This is a genomic window from Neisseria benedictiae, assembly GCF_958267435.1.
Taxonomy (GTDB): domain Bacteria; phylum Pseudomonadota; class Gammaproteobacteria; order Burkholderiales; family Neisseriaceae; genus Neisseria; species Neisseria bergeri.
The window spans coordinates 1-20,764 of sequence record NZ_CATQFV010000010.1; the positions used below are offsets into that span (position 1 = coordinate 1).

Sequence of the window (20,764 nt, forward strand, 5' to 3'; positions counted from 1 at the left end):
AAAAAAAAAAAAACGGAAACCGGACTGGATTCCCGTTTTCACGGGAATGACGGATTTTAGGTTTCTTTATCTGAAATTCCTAATTATTTGATGACTGCGGTTAAAAATGGACAAATTGTAGGAATGCAACGCACAAGACCTATATATGAATTCACCTATAACGGCACAAAACACCGTGTGGCTATTGATATAGGCAATAATGGGTTTATTGTTGGTGCCAACCCCAAAAGAGTAGTTAAATGAAAAAAATAAGATTGTTACTTGAATTTCACTGTTTTCCAGTATGGTTTTATGATGAAAATGATGAAATTATTGAAAACGATTGGTGTGAAGAATTATTACCACAGGAAATTTTATCAGACAATCATCTGAAAGAATTGTGCATTTGGCTAGCAGATGAATTTGATAAATTATATTGTGATGAAATGGGTCATTTCGATTATGAAAAGTTACAAGATGAATTTTCGTTTCAAACAAAGGAAAATGAACAAGAGTTCATTGATAAATTAACAGAATTCAGGACGAAATTCACACAAAAATGTTTTGGTTTTTGTGCGTTACAAGATAATTTACCAAAAATTGAAAACGGTAAAATTGTTTCTTGGCAGTGAGCGTAGCGTACGCAACTTGTTGCCCACGCTTTTGATTTTCTGTTTTTCGCGGGAATGGCGGTTGGGAAGTTTCCCAAAACTTAAAAACAACTGAAACCCAAAAAACTATAGTGGATTAACAAAAACCAGTACGGCGTTGCCTCGCTTTAGCTCAAAGAGAACGATTCTCTAAGGTGCTGAAGCACCAAGTGAATCGGTTCCGTACTATCTGTACTGTCTGCGGCTTCGTTGCCTTGTCCTGATTTTCGTTAATCCACTATAAATTACCGCCTGCGCGGGAATGACGGTTTGGGTTCTTTCTCTTTGAAGTTGCGATGCTGGAAATGCCGTCTGAAGGCTTCAGACGGCATTTTTATGCCGGTTTAAAACAACGTCTGTTGCGCGAGCAGGTTTCTGACGGGGGCGAAGTCTCGGCGGTGTTCGGGCAGCACGCCGTATTGTTTGAGGGCTTCCAAATGCTGCTTCGTGCCGTAACCTTTGTGTTTGTCGAAACCGTATTGGGGGTGGCGTTGCGCCAGTGCGTACATTTCCGCATCGCGGGCGGTCTTTGCCAAAACGGATGCGGCGGAGATTTCGATGATTTTGCTGTCGCCTTTGACGACGGCTTCGGCAGGGATGTTCAAATGTTTGGGAGTGCGGTTGCCGTCGATGAATATTTTTTCGGGACGCACAGCCAAACCGTCAACGGCGCGTTTCATCGCGAGCATGGTGGCGTGCAGGATGTTGAGGCTGGCGATTTCTTCGGGCGAGGCGGCGGCGACGTGCCACGCGGCCGCCTGATTTTTTATCATTTCGGCAAGTGCGTCGCGTTTTTTCTCGCTGAGTTTTTTGGAGTCGGTCAGTCCGGGCAGGTCGAATGTTTCCGGAAGGATGACGGCGGCGGCAAACACGCTGCCGACTAAAGGTCCGCGTCCTGCCTCGTCCACGCCGGCGGTCAGTATGTGCATGATGTTTCCTGTTGGGATAGTAGGAATGCCGTCTGAAAATGGTTTCAGACGGCATCGTACCGATGTGTTTATTTCGCGTCTTTAAACCCGCGCTTCAAATGCACCATCAGCAGTGCGACGGCGGCAGGTGTTACGCCGGAAATGCGGCTGGCTTGACCGACGGTTTCGGGTTTGTGCTGGTTGAGCTTTTGCTGCACTTCGGCGGATAAGCCTTTGACTTTGCTGTAATCGATGTCGTCTGGCAGTTTTAATGTTTCGATGTCGCGGCGGCTGTCGATTTCTTCGTTTTGGCGGTCGATATAGCCTTGGTATTTGACTTGGATTTCGACTTGTTCGATGACTTCGGCAGACAGGTTTTCAGACGACCTTGCGCCTTCGAGCGTCATCAGCGCGGCGTAGTCGAGGTTCGGGCGGCGTAACAAATCGTGCAGGTTGGCTTCGCGGCTGAGTTTTTGTCCGAATACGCGGATTTGTTCGTCTTCGGCGAGTTTTTGCGGTGTGTACCACGTTGTTTTCAAACGTTGGATTTCGCGTTCGACGGCTTCGCGTTTTTCGTTGAACATGCGCCATTGCGCTTCGGACACCAAGCCGATTTTGTAGCCGTCTTCGGTCAGGCGCATGTCGGCGTTGTCTTCCCTGAGTTGCAGGCGGTATTCGGCGCGGCTGGTGAACATGCGGTAGGGTTCGTTCACGCCTTTGGTGATGAGGTCGTCCACCAATACGCCGAGATAGGCTTGTTCGCGGCGCAGCAGGAGCGGGTCTTGTTCGCGGACGTATTGCACGGCGTTCGCGCCCGCTAGCAGTCCTTGCGCGGCGGCTTCTTCATAACCTGTCGTACCGTTGATTTGCCCGGCGAAAAACAATCCGGCAATGGTTTTGGTTTCGAGGCTGGCTTTGAGGTTGCGCGGATCGAAGTAGTCGTATTCGATGGCGTAGCCGGGGCGCAGGATATGGGCGTTTTCCAAACCTTTCATACTGCGGACGAGCGCGATTTGGATGTCGAACGGCAGGCTGGTGGAGATACCGTTAGGATAGTATTCGTGCGTGGTCAGGCCTTCGGGTTCGAGGAAAATCTGGTGGCTGTCTTTGTCGGCGAAGCGGTTGATTTTGTCTTCGATAGACGGACAGTAGCGCGGGCCGACACCTTCGATTTTGCCGGTGAACATGGGGCTACGGTCGAAGCCTGAACGGATGATGTCGTGGGTTTGCGTGTTGGTATGCGTAATCCAGCAGGACACTTGGCGCGGGTGCATATCGGCGCTGCCGCGTACGGACATGACGGGAACGGGCGTGTCGCCGGGCTGTTCGGTCAGTTGGGAGAAATCAATCGTGCGCCCGTCGATACGCGGCGGCGTGCCGGTTTTCAGACGGCCTTGAGGCAGGTTCAATTTGCGCAAACGACCGCCCAAGGATTTGGCGGCGGGGTCGCCGGCGCGGCCGCCTTCGTAGTTTTCCAAACCGATGTGGATTTTGCCGGACAAAAACGTGCCGGCGGTCAACACGACGGCGCGTGCTTTAAATTCCACGCCCATCGCGGTGATTACGCCGCCGATGCGTTCGCCTTCGAGCGTTACGTCTTCGACGGCTTGTTGGAAAAGCTCCAGATTTTCTTGGTTTTCCAGCATTTCGCGGATGGCGGCTTTATATAGGATACGGTCTGCCTGCGCGCGCGTGGCACGGACGGCCGCGCCTTTGCTGGCGTTCAGGCGGCGGAACTGGATGCCGGATTTGTCGGTTGCCAACGCCATTGCGCCGCCGAGCGCGTCGAGTTCGCGTACCAAATGCCCTTTGCCGATGCCGCCGATAGAGGGGTTGCACGACATTTGTCCGAGCGTTTCGATATTGTGTGAGAGCAAAAGCGTCTGCGCGCCCATACGGGCGGCGGCGAGTGCGGCTTCCGTGCCTGCGTGGCCGCCGCCGACGACGATAACGTCGTAGGTTTTGGGGTAAATCATGTGGGTCATGTGTGTATTGCCTGACGGTGTTTCAGACGGCATTTATAGTGGTTTAACAAAAACCAGTACAGCGTTGCCTCGCCTTGTCCTGATTTTTGTTAAACCACTATATTCAATATGCCGTCTGAAAAACGAAATGGATTCAAAAGTAAAGGTTTGGGATTGTACGCTTGTTCGCCCTGTTTTTACAGTGCGCGCGGGAAGAGAAAAGCCGCTTCGTGAAGAAGCGGCTCCGGTAAGGGCGGGATTTACCAAACGTCGGATTTGATGCGGCGTTTCAGACCCGGATGTTCGGAAAGTTTGAACTCGGGGTCTTTGCCCATTTTCAGCTTGGCGGTGTAATCGCGCAGCAGCATAAACGCCAAGGGCGAGAGCAGCAGGATGGCAACAAGGTTGATCCACGCCATAATGCCCATTGCCATATCCGCCATATCCCAGACCAGAGGCACATTGGCAACCGCTCCGAAATAGACCCACGCCAAAACCAGCATACGGAAAACGGCGGTAATCAGCCAATGGCTTTTGATGAATTGGACGTTGGACTCGGCATAGGCATAGTTGCCGATAACGGTGGAAAAGGCAAACATAAACAGGATGACGGCGAGGAAGCCCGCGCCCCATTGCCCCACCTGGCTGACAATCGCCGCCTGCGTCAGTGCCGCACCGCTCAAATCGCCGTAAGGCTGTTGGTAAATCAGGACGATAAAGGCGGTGCATGAGCAGACGATGATGGTATCGACGAACACGCCCAGCATTTGAATCATACCTTGCGAAACAGGGTGTTTCACTTCGGCGGCGGCGGCGGCGTTCGGCGCGGAACCCATACCCGCCTCGTTGGAATACAGGCCGCGTTTGATGCCCATCATCATCGTTTGCGAAATCAGACCGCCGAGGAAGCCGCCGCCCGCCGCTTCGACATTAAACGCGTTGCCGAAAATCTGACCGAATACGTCGGGAATCAGGGAAATATTGGCAACGATGATGAAGAATGCCATCAGGAGGTACAAAACCGCCATCAGGGGCACGACGATTTCCGCCGCTTTAGATACGCGCCTGATGCCGCCGAAGATAATCGGCGCGGTTAAAATGACCAAGGCGACGCCGACATAATGAGGCTCCCAGCCCCACGCCGCTTTGACGGTATCGGCGATGGTATTGGTCTGAACCGCTTCAAACACAAAGCCGAAGCAGAAAATCAGGCTCAAGGCGAACAACACGCCCAGCCATTTCTGACCCAGGCCTTGCGTGATGTAGTAGGCGGGGCCGCCCCGGAAATGGTGGTTGTCGTAGTCGCGGACTTTAAACAGCTGCGCCAGCGAAGATTCGACAAACGCCGAACTCATACCGATTAAGGCGGTTACCCACATCCAAAACACCGCGCCCGGCCCGCCGAGCTTGATGGCGATGGCCACGCCCGCGATGTTGCCCACGCCCACGCGGCTGGCGAGTCCGGTTACAAATGCCTGAAACGGCGTGATGCCGTGAGGGTCGTCCCCCCGTTTGCGGCCGCCGAGCATTTCTTTGATGCTGCGTCCGAGCAGGCGGAATTGGACAAAACCCGTGGCGACGGTGAAGAAAATCCCCGTGCCCAAAAGCATATAGACCAAGTACGACCACATCGGATCGTTGATGGCGCCGACCCAGCCGTGCAGCCATTCGGTAAAGTTTCCGTTCATATTGCTTCCTTTAAAGTTGAAATCCACACATATGGCGGTATGTAAGCAGGCTTTAAATTTTGTAAACGCCTATTCTAGCAGATTGTCAACAAAATCAGAAAAATTTACATCGCCGCGCGCCTGCGGCGTTAGAATCGCATTTTGTTTGGAGCAGACACGATGAAACAGCCTGTTTTTGCCGTTACCTCGGGCGAGCCCGCCGGCATCGGCCCCGATATTTGTTTGGACTTGGCATTTGCACGCCTGCCCTGCCGCTGCGCGGTATTGGGCGACAAAAACCTGTTGCGCGCGCGCGCCGAAGCCTTGGGCAAAAGCGTCGTCTTGCGCGACTTTGATCCGGAATCAGGCGGCGCGCCCGAAGAAGGCGAGCTGGAAGTGCTGCACATCCCTGCCGCCGAAGCGGTTGAGGCGGGCAAACTCAATCCCGCCAACGCCGCCTATGTGCTGCAACTTCTAGACACCGCGCTCGCAGGCATTTCAGACGGCATTTTCGACGGCATCGTTACCGCGCCGCTGCACAAAGGCATCATCAACGACGCGCGCGCAAGCACAGGTTTTTTCAGCGGACACACCGAATATCTGGCGGAAAAAAGCGGCACGGGGCAGGTCGTGATGATGCTTGCCGGCAAAGGCCTGCGCGTCGCCCTCGTAACGACCCACCTGCCGCTGAAAGACGTTGCCGCCGCCATCACGCGGCCGTTGATTGAAAGCGTCGCACGCATTTTGCATCACGACTTAAAACACAAATTCGGCATCAAAAATCCCAAAATCCTCGTTGCCGGACTCAACCCCCACGCCGGCGAGGGCGGACACCTCGGACACGAAGAAACCGACACCATTATCCCCACGCTTGAAAACCTGCGCCGCGAAGGGATAAACCTTGCCGGTCCGTATCCGGCGGATACCTTGTTCCAACCGTTTATGCTCGAAGGTGCGGATGCCGTATTGGCGATGTACCACGACCAAGGGCTGCCCGTGTTGAAATACCACAGTTTCGGGCAGGGCGTGAACATCACGCTCGGCCTGCCCTTTATCCGCACCTCTGTCGATCACGGCACCGCGCTCGATCTGGCGGCAACCGGCAGGGCGGATTCCGGCAGCCTGATAACTGCCGTGGAGACCGCCGTCGAGATGGCGCGCGGCAGCCTTTAAAGATGATAAAAGACCCGTCATTCCCGCGCAGGCGGGAATCTAGACCTTCAGGCAGCGGCAATATTCAAAGATTATCTGAAAGTTTGAGGTTCTAGATTCCCGTTTTCACGGGAATGACGGAATGTTGCGGTAATTATGGGAATGGCGGAAGGTTGCGGGAATGACGGGAATGGCGAAGTTTCAGACGGCATCGTCCATCCTCCGCCGTCATTCCCGCGCAGGCGGGAATCCAGACCTTCGGGCAGCGGCAATATTTAAAGATTATCTGAAAGTTTGAGGTTCTAGATTCCCGTTTTCACGGGAATGACGAAATGTTGCGGGAATCCGGCTTGTTCGGTTTCGGTTTTTTTGAGGTTTCGGGCAACTTCTAAACCGTCATTCCCGCGTAGGCGGGAATCCAGGCCTTTGGGCGACGGCAATATTCAAAGATTATCCGAAAGTTTGAGGTTCTAGATTCCCGTTTTCACGGGAATGACGAAAGGTTGCGGGAATGGCGGAATGTTTCGGTAATCACGGGAATGGTGAAGTTTCAGACGGCATTGCAGGTATCCGAATCTATGTAAAAAAGAGGTTCTGCGGAACAGAACCTCTTTTTGCCGCCGTCGGTTCAGCCTTGCCGGGTTTCGACTTGGATCATTTCTTCGGCAGGGACGGTTGCGGCTTCTTCCGGCTTGGGCTGTTCGGAACGGCGCAAACCGCGTACGGCTTGGACTTCGGGTTGTGCCGCCCACGCCTTCAATGCGGCAGGGTCGGTTTCGATCAGGACGAGTCCGCCGGTTTGTGCGGTTTCCCGTGCCTGTTCCGCCGCAGCCGTAAAGGTTGCGGTTTCAGACGGCATTTCCTGTGTTGCGGCTTTCGGTGTCGCGCCTTCGGGCAGGATGGCGGCAGCGGCACGGCGGATTTTTTCTGCCGCATCATAAACCAGTGCGTCGCCGTTTGAAACGGCGGGAGATGCCGTCTGAACGGGTGTGGCGATGAGCGGTTCGGCAATGCTGACGGTAATCGGCGCGTTTGCGTCGGTTTCGCCGAAAACGTGTGCGGCGGCGGAACGGACTTTGTCGGCGGTGTCGTGAATATTCAGGTACTGCTCGATTTTGGCGGCAGACGGGATATTGCGTTTTTTGCCGTTTTGACGGCGGTCGCGCTGATTGTTGCGTTCGCGGCGTTCTTTGGCATCGCGGCTGTCGCGTTCGCGGCGGTTGCGTTCGGATTTGGGCTTGCTGCCTTTGTCTTCTGCGGTATGCGGTTCGGACGGCGTGTTTTCCGCTGTCTGAACGGCTGTTTCGGCAACGGCGGCGGTTTCCGGCGCGGTTTGGCCGCGTTCGTTGCGGTTGCTGTTGCGGCGGCGTTTGCCGGTCTGAACTTCGGTTTCGGACGGTGCGGCATCTGCAACGGTTGCGGCAGGCTGTACGTTGCGGCCTTGGATTTCCGCTTCGTCGGCGCGGTCGCTGCGTTCGTTGCGGCGGCGGTTGCCGTTGTTGCGCGTTTCGGCTTTGTCGGCACGCGCTTCCTGTCCGGCAGTTTTGCCTGCCACTTCGCGGACTTCTACTTTGCTGCCTTCGCGTTTGCTGCGGCGCGGGTTTTGGCGGCGGTTGTTGGCGCGGCTGCCGCTGCGGTTTGCCGTGCTGCGTTTTTCGGAGGTTTCGGCAGCGGGTGCGGCTTGGGTTTCGCTGCCGCCGAAAATGCGTTTGAGCCATGCTTTGAAGCTGTCCCACCAGGAGGTTTTTTTCTCGGGGGCGGCAGTCGGGGCGGGGCTGGTGTGGTGCACGCCTTTGACGGCGGGTTCGGGGCGGGCGGCTTTGGCTTTTTCGCCGCCGAACGGTTTGGCGGATTCGTCTTTTTCAGGCTCGGCAACGCGCTTGTAGCTCGGTTCGCCGTCTTCTTCTACGTCGTCGGTGCGGATGCGGTTGATTTCGTAGTGCGGGTTTTCGAGGTGGATGTTTGGAATCAGGACGACGTTCACATCCAAGCGTTCTTCCATCGCAAACAGCTCGGCGCGTTTTTCGTTCAGCAGGAAGGTGGCGACATCGACGGGCACTTGGGCGCGCACTTCGCCGGTGTTGTCCTTCATCGCTTCTTCCTGAACCATGCGCAAAACGTGCAGGGCGGTCGATTCGATGCCGCGGATGACACCGGTGCCGGCACAGCGCGGACACGCAACATGGCTGCTTTCGCCCAAAGCCGGTTTCAAACGTTGGCGGCTCAATTCCAAAAGTCCGAAACGGGAGAGTTTGCCCATCTGTACGCGGGCGCGGTCTTTTTTGAGCGCGTCGCGCAGGACGTTTTCCACATCGCGCTGGTGTTTGGGGTTTTCCATATCGATGAAGTCGATGACGACCAAGCCGCCTAAGTCGCGCAGGCGCATTTGGCGGGCGACTTCTTCGGCGGCTTCCATATTGGTTTTGAAGGCGGTGTCTTCGATGTCCGCGCCGCGTGTGGCGCGTGCGGAGTTCACATCGATGGAGACGAGGGCTTCGGTGTGATCGATGACGATCGCACCGCCGGAAGGCAGGCTGACACTGCGCGAAAACGCGCTTTCGATTTGATGTTCGATTTGGAAGCGGGAAAACAGCGGCGTGTGGTCTTCGTAGAGTTTCAGACGGCCTATATTGCCCGGCATGACGTAGCTCATGAACTCGGCAACTTGGTCGTAAACTTCTTGATTGTCCACCAAAATCTCGCCGATGTCGGGACGGAAATAGTCGCGGATGGCTCGGATCAGCAGCGAGCTTTCCATAAAGAGCAGGTAGGGGTCGTGATGTGCTTTTCCTGCTTCTTCGATCGCCTGCCAGAGTTGTTTGAGGTAGTTCAAGTCCCATTCCAACTCTTCCGCGCTGCGGCCGATGCCTGCGGTGCGGGCGATGATGCTCATGCCGTTCGGAATGTCGAGTTCCGCCATCGCGGCTTTGAGTTCTTGACGCTCTTCGCCTTCGATACGGCGGGATACGCCGCCGCCGCGCGGATTGTTGGGCATCAGTACGAGATAGCGTCCTGCGAGGCTGATGAAGGTGGTCAGCGCCGCGCCTTTGTTGCCGCGCTCGTCTTTTTCGACTTGGACGATGACTTCCATGCCTTCTTTGAGCACGTCCTGAATGCGCGCGCGCCCGCCTTCGTAGTCTTGGAAGTATGAGCGGGAGACTTCTTTAAACGGTAAGAAGCCGTGGCGGTCGGTTCCGTAATCGACGAAACACGCTTCCAGCGACGGCTCGATGCGGGTAATGATGCCTTTGTAGATATTGCCTTTGCGCTGTTCTTTGCCCAGCGTTTCGATGTCCAAATCCAGCAGGTTTTGTCCGTCGACGATGGCAACGCGCAGCTCTTCAGCCTGCGTTGCGTTGAATAACATTCTTTTCATGATCACCTCGTGGACGGGCGGCATTCGGGCGCGCCGGTCCGGTTCGGCATTCCGTAAGGCTGGGTTTTCCGATGTTTTCGGATAAAACCGGTAATCAGTTTTTGAGTTGAAAATCCGCAGGGATGCACGTTCCGGAGAACCGTGTGCGGAAGGGTCGGATACAGAAGGCTATAAAGATCGATGCGGCGGTTTGTCTGCCGCGTTCCGAACGCTGCGGTCGGAAAAATGGGTGCCGGCTTCTTCTTGTTATCGTGATGCCTGTGTTTTGGGCGGTTTGCGTTTGGGACTTGGGGTCCGGCTGCCGTCTTACTTCCGCACCGAAACGGCAAAATCAATTCAAACTTGACTACGTTCTGCGCCTGCCGGCTGGGAACAGGCGCAGGGAAAATGCTTTGCGGAGTGCTTTTTTAATATAAAATTCCGTTTTAAAGTAAACCGTTTCAGGGGGCGCGGCGGGCGCGCTTTCTGCTGAAACGGATGTTCGGATTATAGATGAAAACGCACGAAATAAGCAAAGGTTCGGTCAGCCTGATAGCGGTTGCCGAACACGAGGCGGGGCAACGCCTTGATAACTATCTGATAAAAATCCTCAAGGGCGTGCCCAAGAGCCATATCCACCGCATTATCCGCGCCGGCGAGGTGCGCTTGAACAAGAAACGCTGCAAACCCGACAGCCGTATTGCGGAGGGGGATACGGTGCGGATTCCGCCTGTGCGCGCGGCGGAGAAGGAAATGCCGTCTGAAAGGCGTGCCGCCGTGCCGGCGCGCGAATTTGACATTGTTTACGAAGACGACGCGCTGTTGGTGATCGATAAGCCTTCCGGCGTGGCGGTACACGGCGGCAGCGGCGTGAGTTTCGGCGTTATCGAACAGTTGCGCCGCGCCCGTCCGGAGGCGAAGTATTTGGAGTTGGTCCACCGTTTGGACAAGGATACGAGCGGCTTGTTGATGGTGGCGAAGAAACGCAGCGCGCTCGTCAAACTTCACGAAGCCATCCGCAACGACCACCCCAAAAAAATCTATCTCGCATTGGGCGTGGGCAAGCTGCCGGACGACAATTTCCACGTCAGGCTGCCGCTGTTCAAATACACGGGCGCACAAGGCGAAAAGATGGTGCGTGTCAGCGGGGACGGGCAGGCTGCGCATACGGTGTTCCGTGTGTTAAGCCGTTTTTCAGACGGCATTTTGCACGGTGTCGGGCTGTCGCACCTGACTTTGGTGCGGGCAACGCTGAAAACGGGTCGTACGCACCAAATCCGCGTCCACCTGCAATCTCAAGGCTGTCCGATTGCGGGCGACGAACGCTACGGTGATTATCAGGCGAACCGGCGTTTGCAGAAGTTGGGTTTGAAGCGGATGTTTTTGCACGCGTCCGAGCTGCACCTGAACCATCCGCTCACGGGTGAGCCGCTGGTGTTGAAGGCGGAGCTGCCGCCGGACTTGGCGCAGTTTGCGGTGATGTTGGAAAACGGGACGAAAATGTGAACCCCGATGCCGTCTGAAGCCTTCAGACGGCATCGGGACGTGAAAGTATGTGAAGAAGAACGAATATGGTTGATAAAAAAAGCCCTTTGATTGCCGTCAGTGTCGGCGAAGCGTCGGGCGACCTGTTGGGGGCGCACCTGATACGCGCCATCCGAAAGCGTTGCCCGCAGGCGCGGTTTACCGGCATCGGCGGGGAACTGATGAAGGCGGAAGGTTTCGAGAGCCTTTATGATCAGGAGCGGCTGGCGGTGCGCGGCTTTGTCGAAGTGGTCAGGCGGCTGCCGGAAATTTTACGGATACGCAGGGGGCTGGTACGGGATTTGCTGTCGTTGAAACCTGATGTGTTTGTCGGTATCGATGCGCCCGATTTTAATTTGGGTGTGGCGGAGCGGCTCAAACGGTCGGGGATTCCGACCGTGCATTATGTCAGCCCGTCGGTGTGGGCGTGGCGGCGCGAACGCGTGGGCAAAATCGTGCATCAGGTCAACCGCGTGCTGTGCCTGTTCCCGATGGAGCCGCAGCTTTATCTCGATGCGGGTGGACGTGCGGAGTTTGTCGGTCATCCGATGGCGCAGCTTATGCCCTTGGAAGACGACCGTGAAACGGCGCGGCAAACTTTGGGCGTGGATGCCGGCATCCCCGTATTCGCCCTGCTGCCCGGCAGCCGCGTCAGCGAAATCGACTATATGGCGCCGGTGTTTTTTCAGACGGCATTATTGTTGTTGAAACGCTATCCTGCCGCACGCTTCCTGCTGCCTGCCGCAACTGAGGCGACGAAGCGGCGTTTGGCGGAAGTTTTGCAGCGGCCGGAGTTTGCCGGATTGCCGCTGACGGTAACCGACAGACAGTCTGAAACGGTGTGCAGGGCGGCGGATGCGGTGCTGGTAACGAGCGGTACGGCAACTTTGGAGGTGGCGCTGTGCAAGCGCCCGATGGTCATCAGCTACAAGATTTCGCCGCTGACCTATGCTTATGTGAAACGCAAAATCAAAGTGCCGCATGTCGGCCTGCCGAATATCCTGTTGGGTAAGGAGGCTGTGCCGGAATTATTGCAATCTGAAGCAAAACCGGAAAAACTGGCGGCGGCGTTGGCGGACTGGTACGAACACCCCGATAAGGTTGCCGCGCTGCAACAGGATTTCATGGCGTTGCACCTGCTGTTGAAAAAAGATACGGCGGATTTGGCCGCGCGCGCGGTTTTGGAAGAGGCGGGATGTTGAGCGGTTAATGGATTATTTTCCCGAAGCAGCACGTATTACAAAAAAAGGGGGAGAGATTGTGATTAATGGCACAGCAACCAATAAATATTTAAGAGGAATTCCAAATGAAACAGAACTGGCCCGAATGGGATTAAGGTTAAAATATAATGGTCTGTTAACTGATTAATTTTGTTATATATGATTTATGATTATAGCTTATACTAATACGCTTACTTACCTTGTTTCATTTGTTCTTCGTAAATTTCTATTTTAGGCAATTGTGTCAGTTCAATAGGGCAAGTTGCTCCCCACCAAAAATGTTCTACATAAAACCAAGGATTATCTGGAAAATATAGCAACATCTCTCCCATATCCGGCCAAATTCTTCTTAATTCATCTACCTGTGTTTTTGGCGAACCGGTTAATATTTTTGGAGGGTTTTCACGATAATCACATAATTCAATAACACCATCTGATAAAAGTTCTTCCAAAAAATCAAAAAATCTAATTTTTAAATTTGGATCTTTGATATCCATATTTAAATAATTTTTATAAACACCAAAAATACCACCTAAATATTCACAATATTCTAAAAGATTATATTTTATCTTCACATTCATAACGTAACCTTTATCTAAATTTTAATTCTAATCTTTGCCCACGTACTGAATCAGGTTGATTCCTAAACTCAATCACCCATTTTGCTCCAGTTTGTTCTCGGCTAGTTGAAAAATTCCTTAAAATGAAGGAAGAGTTTAAACAACTGAAATTTCATAAGAGTAGTGGAACCAACTTGGACTCAAAAAATCTTAAAACCATTGTTTTTGAAAATGGTAAAATAATATGATAACTTATATTATTCCAAAAAAAGATTATCAATTTCTGTATATATATGAGGGCACTCTATTAAACTATACTTTAAAAAACGATGAATTTCATATCATCGTCAATTGTGTGGATTATCCAGATTTACCTCAAGAAATCCCTATGCCTAATTATTCAGACTGGGTAAAAATTAAATTCAAACAGTTCAGCTATCTGAAATTTGTCTATGGATACGCTACAAAGAGCCAAGATAAAGATATCGATAATACATTGGAACTTGGCGAATTAAAGCAGGATGATGAAATCTTGGATTATGGAGGTGCGCTGGAAGTGATAGGCGGTAGGTATGATCTTCCGACCGGTTTTAGCATATATATAGTTTGCCGGGAAATAGAGTTGGAATTTTTAGATCAGGAGAGTTTCAATTAAACGAGCCGTAGCTTGTCATGCTGCGCAAGCAACTTTATTGATATGCCGATACGGAGCCTGTCGGCAAAATGCCGTCTGAACAATATCTTTTCAGACGGCATTTTGTATGGGGGTTAACGGTTGTTCAGCCCGAGTACGTCCTGCATATCGTACAAACCCGTTTTGCCGTTTACCCAAACTGCGGCGCGGACGGCACCGGCGGCAAAGGTCATGCGGCTGCTGGCTTTGTGGGTGATTTCCACGCGCTCGCCGTCGGTGGCGAAGAGGGCGGTGTGGTCGCCGACGATGTCGCCTGCGCGGACGGTGGCAAAGCCGATGGTGGAAGGATCGCGCGGACCGGTGTGGCCTTCGCGGCCGTAAACGGCGCATTGTTTGAGGTCGCGGCCGAGCGCGCCGGCGATGACTTCGCCCATTCGTAATGCTGTGCCGCTGGGGGCATCGACTTTGTGGCGGTGGTGGTCTTCGATGATTTCGATGTCATAGCCTTCGTTTAATACGCGGGCGACGGTGTCGAGGATGTGGAAGGTGAGGTTGACGCCGACGCTGAAGTTGGCGGCAAAAACGATGCCTGTTTTTTCGCCTGCGGCTTGGATGGCGGCTTTGCCCGCATCATCGAAGCCTGTTGTGCCGATGATGATGTTGACTTGTTTTTCAACGCATTTTTGCAGGTGTTTGAGGGTCGGCTCGGGGCGGGTAAAGTCGATGAGTACGTCGCTTTGTGCGAGAACGGCATCAACGTCGTCTGAAATGGCGATGCCGGTTTTGAGTCCGACGGCGTAGCCTGCGTCCAGCCCGAGGGCTTCGGAGCCTGAGTGTTCGAGCGCGCCGGAAAGGACGGTGTCGGGATGGTTGTTGACGGCTTCAACCAATACGCGCCCCATGCGGCCGTTTGCGCCGGCGATGGCGATTTTGAGCGGTGGTGTCATGTGTGTTCCTTATGGTTTGTCTGTGTTTTGGCGGTCTTTGAGGGCTTCGGCGGCATTTTGGAGGGCATCGCCTTCGGTGCGGACGAGCACGCCGTTTTCAAAATAGACGGTCAGATTGCTGCGTTCTTTGATGATGCCGTTGCGGGAGGTGTTGAAAGTATAGTCCCAGCGGTCGGTATGGAATGCGTCGCGCAGTATGGGGCTGCCGAGCAGGAGCAGGACTTGGTCTTTGGTCATGCCGGCGCGGAGGGAGGCGACGGCGCGCGGTTCGAGTTCGTTACCTTGGATGATTTTGAGTTTGTAGGAGGGAAACAGCGAGACGCGTTCGACGCTGCACGCGGTCAGACTGAGCAGGGCGGAAAGGGCGAGGATGAGGGTTTTGTTCACGGGAGTACCTTTCTGTGCAAATCGGGATGTCTAGTGTAGCACTGCTTGAATATTTTATAAAAGCAAACGATAATCATGCGCCCGAGCGGTATCCGCCCTGTCCGCGCATCGGCCGCCGGTGCGGTTTTACTATTGCAAACTGCTATGGTGCGATAGTGGGCAAACAGGCCGAAATTGCGTATTATAACGTCTATTGTTTTACAGGGATATTGAATATTATGGAAAAATTCAACAATATTGCACAACTGAAAGACAGCGGTCTGAAGGTTACCGGTCCGCGTTTGAAGATTTTGGATTTGTTCGAGACGCACGCGGAAGAGCATTTGAGTGCGGAAGATGTGTACCGCATTCTGCTGGAAGAGGGCGTGGAAATCGGTGTGGCGACGATTTACCGCGTGCTGACCCAGTTTGAGCAGGCGGGCATTCTGCAACGCCACCATTTTGAAACGGGCAAGGCGGTTTATGAGTTGGACAAGGGCGACCACCACGACCATATCGTCTGTGTGAAATGCGGCGAGGTTACGGAGTTCCACAATCCCGAAATCGAAGCCCTGCAGGACAAAATCGCCGAGGAAAACGGCTATCGCATCGTCGATCACGCGCTTTATATGTACGGCGTGTGCAGCGACTGTCAGGCCAAGGGCAAACGTTAAATCCGGACGGTTTGTTGTTCAGACGGCATTCATGATTTTGGATGCCGTCTGTGTTTTTGGAGAACTGCCATGCGTATTCCGCTGCTTGCCCCTGACGATTATGCCTTTCCCGATCCTGCCTATACTTTGGCCCGGTGCGACGGGCTGGTCGGCGTGAGCAGGGATTTGGATGCGGGGAGGCTGCTTGAGGCGTATCGGAACGGCGTGTTTCCGTGGTTTTCGCGGGACGGTTGGTTTTTTTGGTATGCGGTCGGCCCGCGTGCGGTGATTGTCCCCGAACGTCTGCACGTTCCGCGCTCGCTGGCGAAAACCTTGCGCAACGGCAGCTATCGGGTTGCGGTCAACGGCTGTTTTGCGGAGGTGGTCGCGCATTGTGCGGCAGCGGCGCGCCCGAATCAGGACGGGACTTGGATTGCGCCCGAGTTTCAGACGGCATATTTGAAGCTGCACGAAATGGGACACGCGCATTCTTTCGAGTGCCATTATCCCGATGAAAGCGGTGAAACGAGGTTGGCGGGCGGCTTTTACGGCGTGCAGATCGGCAGCGTGTTTTATGGCGAGTCGATGTTTGCGTTGCAGCCGGATGCGTCGAAAATCGCGTTTGCCTGCGCCGTGCCGTTTTTGGCGGATTTGGGCGTGGGACTGATAGACTGCCAGCAGGACACGGAACATATGCGCCGTTTCGGTTCGGAGCTGCTGCCGTTTGCGGATTTTGCCGAACGTCTGCGGATGTTGAACGCCGTGCCGTTGAAAGAGGAAATCGGGCGGCGCGAAGTAGTGTGCAAGGGGCTTTGATGGCGGCTTATGCTCTGGTCAGGTTCAAATATGGCGGATTAAAATTGGAAATGACGGCAGCCGGGTAAAATCACGGTGAAAAATGCCGTCTGAAACTTGAAAACATCGGGTTTCAGACGGCATTTTGTTTGACGGTTTGTTGCTTATTTGAGCGGGCGCACTTCAAGTCCGAACATACGGCGTGCGGTGTTCAGCATTTGGCAGCTGAAGCCCCATTCGTTGTCATACCAAGCGAACACTTTGACCATGTTGCCGTCAACAACTTTGGTCAGCGTTGCGTCGAAGTGGCTGGCTTCGGTGGTGTGGTTGAAGTCCATGGAAACCAAGGGCAGGGTGTTGTAGCCTAAAACGCCTTTGAGCGCGCCTGCTTCCGAGGCGGCTTTCATCAGTGCGTTGATTTCTTCGACTGTGGTGTCGCGCGCGGCTTGGAAGCTCAAATCTACCAATGATACGTTGACGGTCGGCACGCGGATGGCAAGCCCGTCGAGTCTGCCTTTCAATTCGGGCAGTACCAAACCGACGGCTTTTGCCGCGCCGGTTTTGGTCGGAATCATGTTTTCCACGCCGCTGCGGGCGCGGCGCAGATCTTTGTGGCGCACGTCGGTAACGGTTTGGTCGTTGGTCAGCGCGTGGATGGTGGTCATCGCGCCTTTGACGATGCCGACGCTTTCGCTCAACACTTTGGCAACCGGCGAGAGGCAGTTGGTGGTGCAGGAAGCGTTGGAAACGACGGTCATGTCGGCGGTCAGGACGCTGTCGTTCACGCCGTACACGACGGTTGCATCGACATCGTCGCCGCCCGGTGCGGAAATGAGGACTTTTTTCGCGCCGCTTTCCAGATGAACTTTGGCTTTTTCTTTGCTGGTGAACGCGCCGGTGCATTCCATGACCAAATCGACACCGAGTTCTTTCCACGGCAGTTCGGCAGGGTTGCGGGTCGAGAAGAAGGGGATTTTGTCGCCGTTGACGATGAGGTTGCCGCCGTCGTGGGATACGTCGGCTTCAAAGCGTCCGTGCACGGTGTCAAATTTGGTCAGATGGGCGTTGGTTTCAAGGCTGCCGCTGGCGTTGACGGCGACGATTTGGAGTTGGTCTTGAATCTGATAATCGTAGATGGCGCGCAAAACCTGGCGGCCGATGCGTCCGTAGCCGTTGATGGCGACTTTGATGCCCATGGTTTGTTCCTTTGTCGAGGGGTTGGGTAGATTTTCGGGGCGGATTATAGCAAATTTGTAGTGGCGTGTAATTAATATTTTATTGAAAACGGCGCTGCCGGAAGGGTGGGCGGTAAGATGCGGACGGCACGGGTGCGGCGGACGGAGAGCTTGATAAAATGCCGTCTGAAGCGGCTTCAGACGGCATGTCGGGGAAGGGTCAGGAGGCGGTATTCTGTGCGGCTTCCTGTTTGGCTTTGTATTGTTTGAGATATTCGAGGGCGGCGGCTTTTTCGCTGTCGCTGCCGTATTTCATATCGCGTTGGGCGCGGCGCAACTCGGCGCGTTCGCGGGCTTCGGCTATCTGTTTTGCCTGATAGTCTTTGCGGTTGTCGGCGGCGGCGAGGCGGTCTTGTTGGGTTTGCGCTTTTGCCATGGCTTTGACGATGAGGTCGGCAGGGTTAAACGCCGGTTTTTTCGGTGTGTCGGGGGTTTGCGGACGCGCGTTGCGGACGGCGGCTTCGCGTTCGGCAAGCATGGCCTTGCGTTCGTCGGCTTCGCGCTGTTTGCGTTCGTTGCGTTTGAGGTAGCGCGCGCGCGCGTGTTCGGCGGCGGCAAAACGGCTGTCGGCGGACAGGCTGAAGCGGCGCGCGCGGGGCAGGACGGTATCGGCAACGGGCTGCATATGGATGCAGTCGACGGGGCAGGGGGCGACGCAGAGTCCGCAGCCGGTGCATTCGTCGGCGATGACGGTGTGCATAAGTTTGCCCGCGCCCATAATGGCATCGGCAGGGCAGGCGCGGATGCAGGCGGTGCAGCCGATACAGGCGGTTTCGTCTATCCGGGCGAGTGCTTTGGCTTGGGTTTTGGCGGGTGCGACAAAGGGTTTGCCGAGCAGGGCGGCAAGGTCGCGGACGACGGTTGCGCCGCCCGGGGCACAGAGGTTGTACGCTTCGCCTGTTGCGACTGCCTGTGCGTAGGGCAGGCAGCCGTCGTAGCCGCATTCGCGGCATTGTGTTTGGGGAAGCAGGCGGTCTATGGCGGCGGCTGTGGCGGTCATGTCGGTGTGCGGCTCAAAATCGAAAGGGCGTATTTTAGCAGAATTGTATGCCGCGCCCGTTTCGGATGATGCGCGGTGTTTTGTTATAATACAGCGGCGTATGCCGTTTCAGACGGCATTTTTCTGTATTTTCCTGTTCGGACGGTCTATGAACGAATTTTCGCTTGCCCCTATTGTGGTTGTTTTGCTGGTGTCGGTCATTACGGTGATCCTGTGCCGCAAGTTCAACATTCCCTCCATGCTGGGCTACCTGCTGGTGGGCTTTTTGGCGGGGCCCGGTATGCTCAGCCTGATTCCGAAAAGCCATGCGACGGATTATTTGGGCGAAATCGGGATTGTGTTCCTGATGTTCAGCATCGGTTTGGAGTTCTCGCTGCCCAAGTTGAGGGCGATGAGGCGGCTGGTGTTCGGGCTGGGCGGTTTGCAGGTCGGCATTACGATGCTGTCGGTAATGGGCATACTGATGCTGACGGGCGTGCCGTTCAATTGGGCGTTTGCCGTGTCGGGCGCGTTGGCGATGTCGTCCACGGCGATTGTGAGCCGGATTTTGTCGGAAAAGACGGAATTGGGGCAGCCGCACGGTCAGATGGCGATGGGCGTGCTGCTGATGCAGGACATCGCCGTCGTGCCGCTGATGATTCTGATTCCCGCGCTGGCTGGCGGAGGGGACGGAAATATTTGGGCGGCCTTGGGTTTGGCGTTTGCAAAAATGCTGCTGACGCTGGGGCTGCTGTTTTTCGTCGGCAGCAAAATTATGTCGCGATGGTTCAGGATGGTGGCAAAACGCAAATCGTCCGAACTCTTTATGATCAATGTGCTGCTGGTAACGCTGGGCGTGTCTTATCTGACGGCGTTGGAAGGGCTGTCGATGGCGTTGGGCGCGTTTGTGGCGGGGATGCTGCTTTCGGAAACGGAATACCGTTTCCAAGTCGAAGACGACATCCGCCCGTTCCGCGATATTTTGCTCGGCTTTTTCTTTATCACGGTCGGCATGAAGCTGGACATTCAGGCATTGATCGGCGGCTGGCGGCAGGTATTGATGCTGTTGGCAATGCTGCTGGTGTTGAAGGCACTGGTTGTGTTTGCCATTGCCTTCAAAATGAAACATTCGGTCAGCGACAGCCTCAAAACGGCTTTGTATCTCGCGCAAGGCGGCGAGTTCGGCTTCGTGATGCTGGCCATTGCCGGGCAGCTTGATATGGTTTCGCCCGAATTGGAACAGGCGGCGACGGCGGCGGTTCTGCTGTCGATGATTATCGCGCCCTTCCTCTTGGGCAGCAGCGATGCGCTGGTCGGACGTTTGATCAAGTCGAGCTGGGACATGAAATCGCTCGATCTGCACAGTATGCTGGTAGAAACCATGAGCAAGTCCGACCATGTGCTGATTGTCGGTTTCGGCAGGGGCGGGCAGACGGTCGGGCGCGTCCTCGCCCAAGAGGATATTCCGTATTTCGCGCTCGACTTGGACATTGCGCGCGTGCAGGTAGCCAGAAGTGCGGGCGAGCCGGTGTCGTTCGGCGATGCGAAACGCAGGGAAGTATTGGAAGCTGCCGGTCTGGGACGGGCGAAAATGGTGGTGGTTACGCTCAACAATATGCACGAAACGCAACACGTTTTAGACAATGTGCTGTCCATGTATCCCAATATGCCTGTGTATGCGCGCGCCACCGACGACGATTATGTGAAAACGTTTACCGATATGGGCGCGGAAGAGGCTGTGTCCGACACTAAAGAAACCGGACTCGTGCTGGCAGGCTATGCGATGTTGGGCAACGGCGCGTCGTACCGGCACGTCTATCAGACGATGGCAAATATCCGCCACAGCCGTTATGCCGCGTTGGAGGGGCTGTTTGTCGGCAGCGACGACGAAGCGGGATTCGGGGAAAACGGAAAAACGGTTTGCCGCCATGCTTTTTCTTTGGTGCAAGAGGCTTATGCCGTCGGAAAAACAATCGGCGCACTGCCTTTGGACAGGCACGGCATCAAACTGCTGTTCGTCCGCCGCCGTACCGCGAGGATTGAAAATCCCGTTCCTTCCTTCGTTTTGGAAGGCGGAGACATATTAGTCGTCGTCGGCAAAAAGGATGAAATTATTTCGTTTGAAAACTGGAGTTTGCAAGGCGATTGAATGGGGCGGTCAAATAATGCTTGCATG

Annotated in this window: 18 protein-coding genes; 9 read left to right on the forward strand and 9 right to left on the reverse strand. The window is 54.6% G+C overall.

Going from position 1 to position 20,764, the window contains the following annotated elements:
• Positions 1–239: 239 nt before the first annotated feature.
• Entirely contained in the window at positions 240–611 is a 372-nt protein-coding gene (locus Q3O12_RS00270; protein WP_301668802.1) for a hypothetical protein, read from the forward strand.
• Positions 612–973: 362 nt separating this feature from the next.
• Here the strand turns inward: Q3O12_RS00270 and rnhB are convergent, their stop codons facing one another.
• The 3 genes from rnhB to Q3O12_RS00285 all read right to left on the reverse strand — a co-directional run bounded on the left by rnhB (position 974) and on the right by Q3O12_RS00285 (position 5,189).
• The gene (gene rnhB / locus Q3O12_RS00275) at positions 974–1,558 is read right to left on the reverse strand and encodes a ribonuclease HII (protein WP_301668804.1); all 585 of its coding nucleotides are present in this window, start codon (positions 1,556–1,558) and stop codon (positions 974–976) included.
• Positions 1,559–1,626: 68 nt separating this feature from the next.
• Positions 1,627–3,522: a tRNA uridine-5-carboxymethylaminomethyl(34) synthesis enzyme MnmG gene (mnmG, locus tag Q3O12_RS00280; RefSeq protein ID WP_301668879.1), complete on the reverse strand. Its 1,896-nt coding sequence runs from the start codon at positions 3,520–3,522 to the stop codon at positions 1,627–1,629.
• A 239-nt stretch (positions 3,523–3,761) separates the two neighbouring features.
• Positions 3,762–5,189 carry an alanine/glycine:cation symporter family protein gene (locus Q3O12_RS00285; RefSeq protein ID WP_301668805.1) on the reverse strand — a complete coding sequence of 476 codons (1,428 nt, stop codon included), beginning with the start codon at positions 5,187–5,189 and terminating at the stop codon, positions 3,762–3,764.
• 159 nt (positions 5,190–5,348) lie between these two features.
• Here Q3O12_RS00285 and pdxA point away from each other — a divergent pair, with 159 nt between their 5' ends.
• Entirely contained in the window at positions 5,349–6,341 is a 993-nt protein-coding gene (pdxA, locus tag Q3O12_RS00290) for a 4-hydroxythreonine-4-phosphate dehydrogenase PdxA (RefSeq protein WP_301668806.1), read from the forward strand.
• Positions 6,342–6,948: 607 nt separating this feature from the next.
• On the opposite strand, the gene Q3O12_RS00295 is transcribed toward pdxA, so the two are convergent.
• A complete protein-coding gene (locus tag Q3O12_RS00295; RefSeq protein ID WP_301668807.1) occupies positions 6,949–9,696 on the reverse strand; it encodes an Rne/Rng family ribonuclease in 2,748 nt (915 codons plus the stop codon).
• Positions 9,697–10,188: 492 nt separating this feature from the next.
• On the opposite strand from Q3O12_RS00295, the gene Q3O12_RS00300 reads away from it, so the two are divergent.
• The 3 genes from Q3O12_RS00300 (at position 10,189) to Q3O12_RS00310 (ending at position 12,567) form a co-directional block, all read left to right on the forward strand.
• A complete protein-coding gene (locus Q3O12_RS00300; protein WP_301668808.1) occupies positions 10,189–11,181 on the forward strand; it encodes an RluA family pseudouridine synthase in 993 nt (330 codons plus the stop codon).
• 65 nt (positions 11,182–11,246) lie between these two features.
• A complete protein-coding gene (gene lpxB, locus Q3O12_RS00305) occupies positions 11,247–12,401 on the forward strand; it encodes a lipid-A-disaccharide synthase (protein ID WP_301668809.1) in 1,155 nt (384 codons plus the stop codon).
• Positions 12,402–12,408: 7 nt separating this feature from the next.
• Positions 12,409–12,567 (forward strand): hypothetical protein, encoded by a 159-nt coding sequence (locus Q3O12_RS00310; RefSeq protein WP_301668810.1) that lies wholly within the window; start codon positions 12,409–12,411, stop codon positions 12,565–12,567.
• Between the two features lie 43 nt (positions 12,568–12,610).
• On the opposite strand, the gene Q3O12_RS00315 is transcribed toward Q3O12_RS00310, so the two are convergent.
• Complete coding sequence (locus tag Q3O12_RS00315; protein ID WP_301668812.1) at positions 12,611–13,000, reverse strand: DUF596 domain-containing protein; 390 nt, start codon at positions 12,998–13,000, stop codon at positions 12,611–12,613.
• A gap of 223 nt (positions 13,001–13,223) precedes the next feature.
• Here Q3O12_RS00315 and Q3O12_RS00320 point away from each other — a divergent pair, with 223 nt between their 5' ends.
• On the forward strand, positions 13,224–13,634 hold the full coding sequence (locus Q3O12_RS00320; RefSeq protein ID WP_301668813.1) for a hypothetical protein: 411 nt from the start codon (positions 13,224–13,226) through the stop codon (positions 13,632–13,634).
• 113 nt (positions 13,635–13,747) lie between these two features.
• Here the strand turns inward: Q3O12_RS00320 and dapB are convergent, their stop codons facing one another.
• Entirely contained in the window at positions 13,748–14,560 is an 813-nt protein-coding gene (gene dapB, locus Q3O12_RS00325) for a 4-hydroxy-tetrahydrodipicolinate reductase (protein ID WP_301668815.1), read from the reverse strand.
• 9 nt (positions 14,561–14,569) lie between these two features.
• Positions 14,570–14,947 carry an outer membrane protein assembly factor BamE gene (locus tag Q3O12_RS00330; protein WP_301668816.1) on the reverse strand — a complete coding sequence of 126 codons (378 nt, stop codon included), beginning with the start codon at positions 14,945–14,947 and terminating at the stop codon, positions 14,570–14,572.
• Positions 14,948–15,165: 218 nt separating this feature from the next.
• Between Q3O12_RS00330 and fur the strand changes: the two genes are divergently transcribed.
• Positions 15,166–15,600, forward strand: coding sequence for a ferric iron uptake transcriptional regulator (gene fur / locus Q3O12_RS00335; RefSeq protein ID WP_002218609.1), 435 nt, complete (start codon positions 15,166–15,168; stop codon positions 15,598–15,600).
• Between the two features lie 69 nt (positions 15,601–15,669).
• Positions 15,670–16,395, forward strand: a complete 726-nt coding sequence (gene aat / locus Q3O12_RS00340; protein WP_301668817.1) for a leucyl/phenylalanyl-tRNA--protein transferase — start codon at positions 15,670–15,672, stop codon at positions 16,393–16,395.
• A 143-nt stretch (positions 16,396–16,538) separates the two neighbouring features.
• Here the strand turns inward: aat and gap are convergent, their stop codons facing one another.
• Together gap and Q3O12_RS00350 are read right to left on the reverse strand one after the other, a co-directional pair.
• Entirely contained in the window at positions 16,539–17,570 is a 1,032-nt protein-coding gene (gene gap / locus Q3O12_RS00345; RefSeq protein WP_002226927.1) for a type I glyceraldehyde-3-phosphate dehydrogenase, read from the reverse strand.
• A 199-nt stretch (positions 17,571–17,769) separates the two neighbouring features.
• Entirely contained in the window at positions 17,770–18,609 is an 840-nt protein-coding gene (locus Q3O12_RS00350) for an RnfABCDGE type electron transport complex subunit B (protein WP_301668819.1), read from the reverse strand.
• Between the two features lie 148 nt (positions 18,610–18,757).
• Between Q3O12_RS00350 and Q3O12_RS00355 the strand changes: the two genes are divergently transcribed.
• Positions 18,758–20,737: a monovalent cation:proton antiporter family protein gene (locus tag Q3O12_RS00355; protein WP_301668820.1), complete on the forward strand. Its 1,980-nt coding sequence runs from the start codon at positions 18,758–18,760 to the stop codon at positions 20,735–20,737.
• Positions 20,738–20,764: the final 27 nt, after the last annotated feature.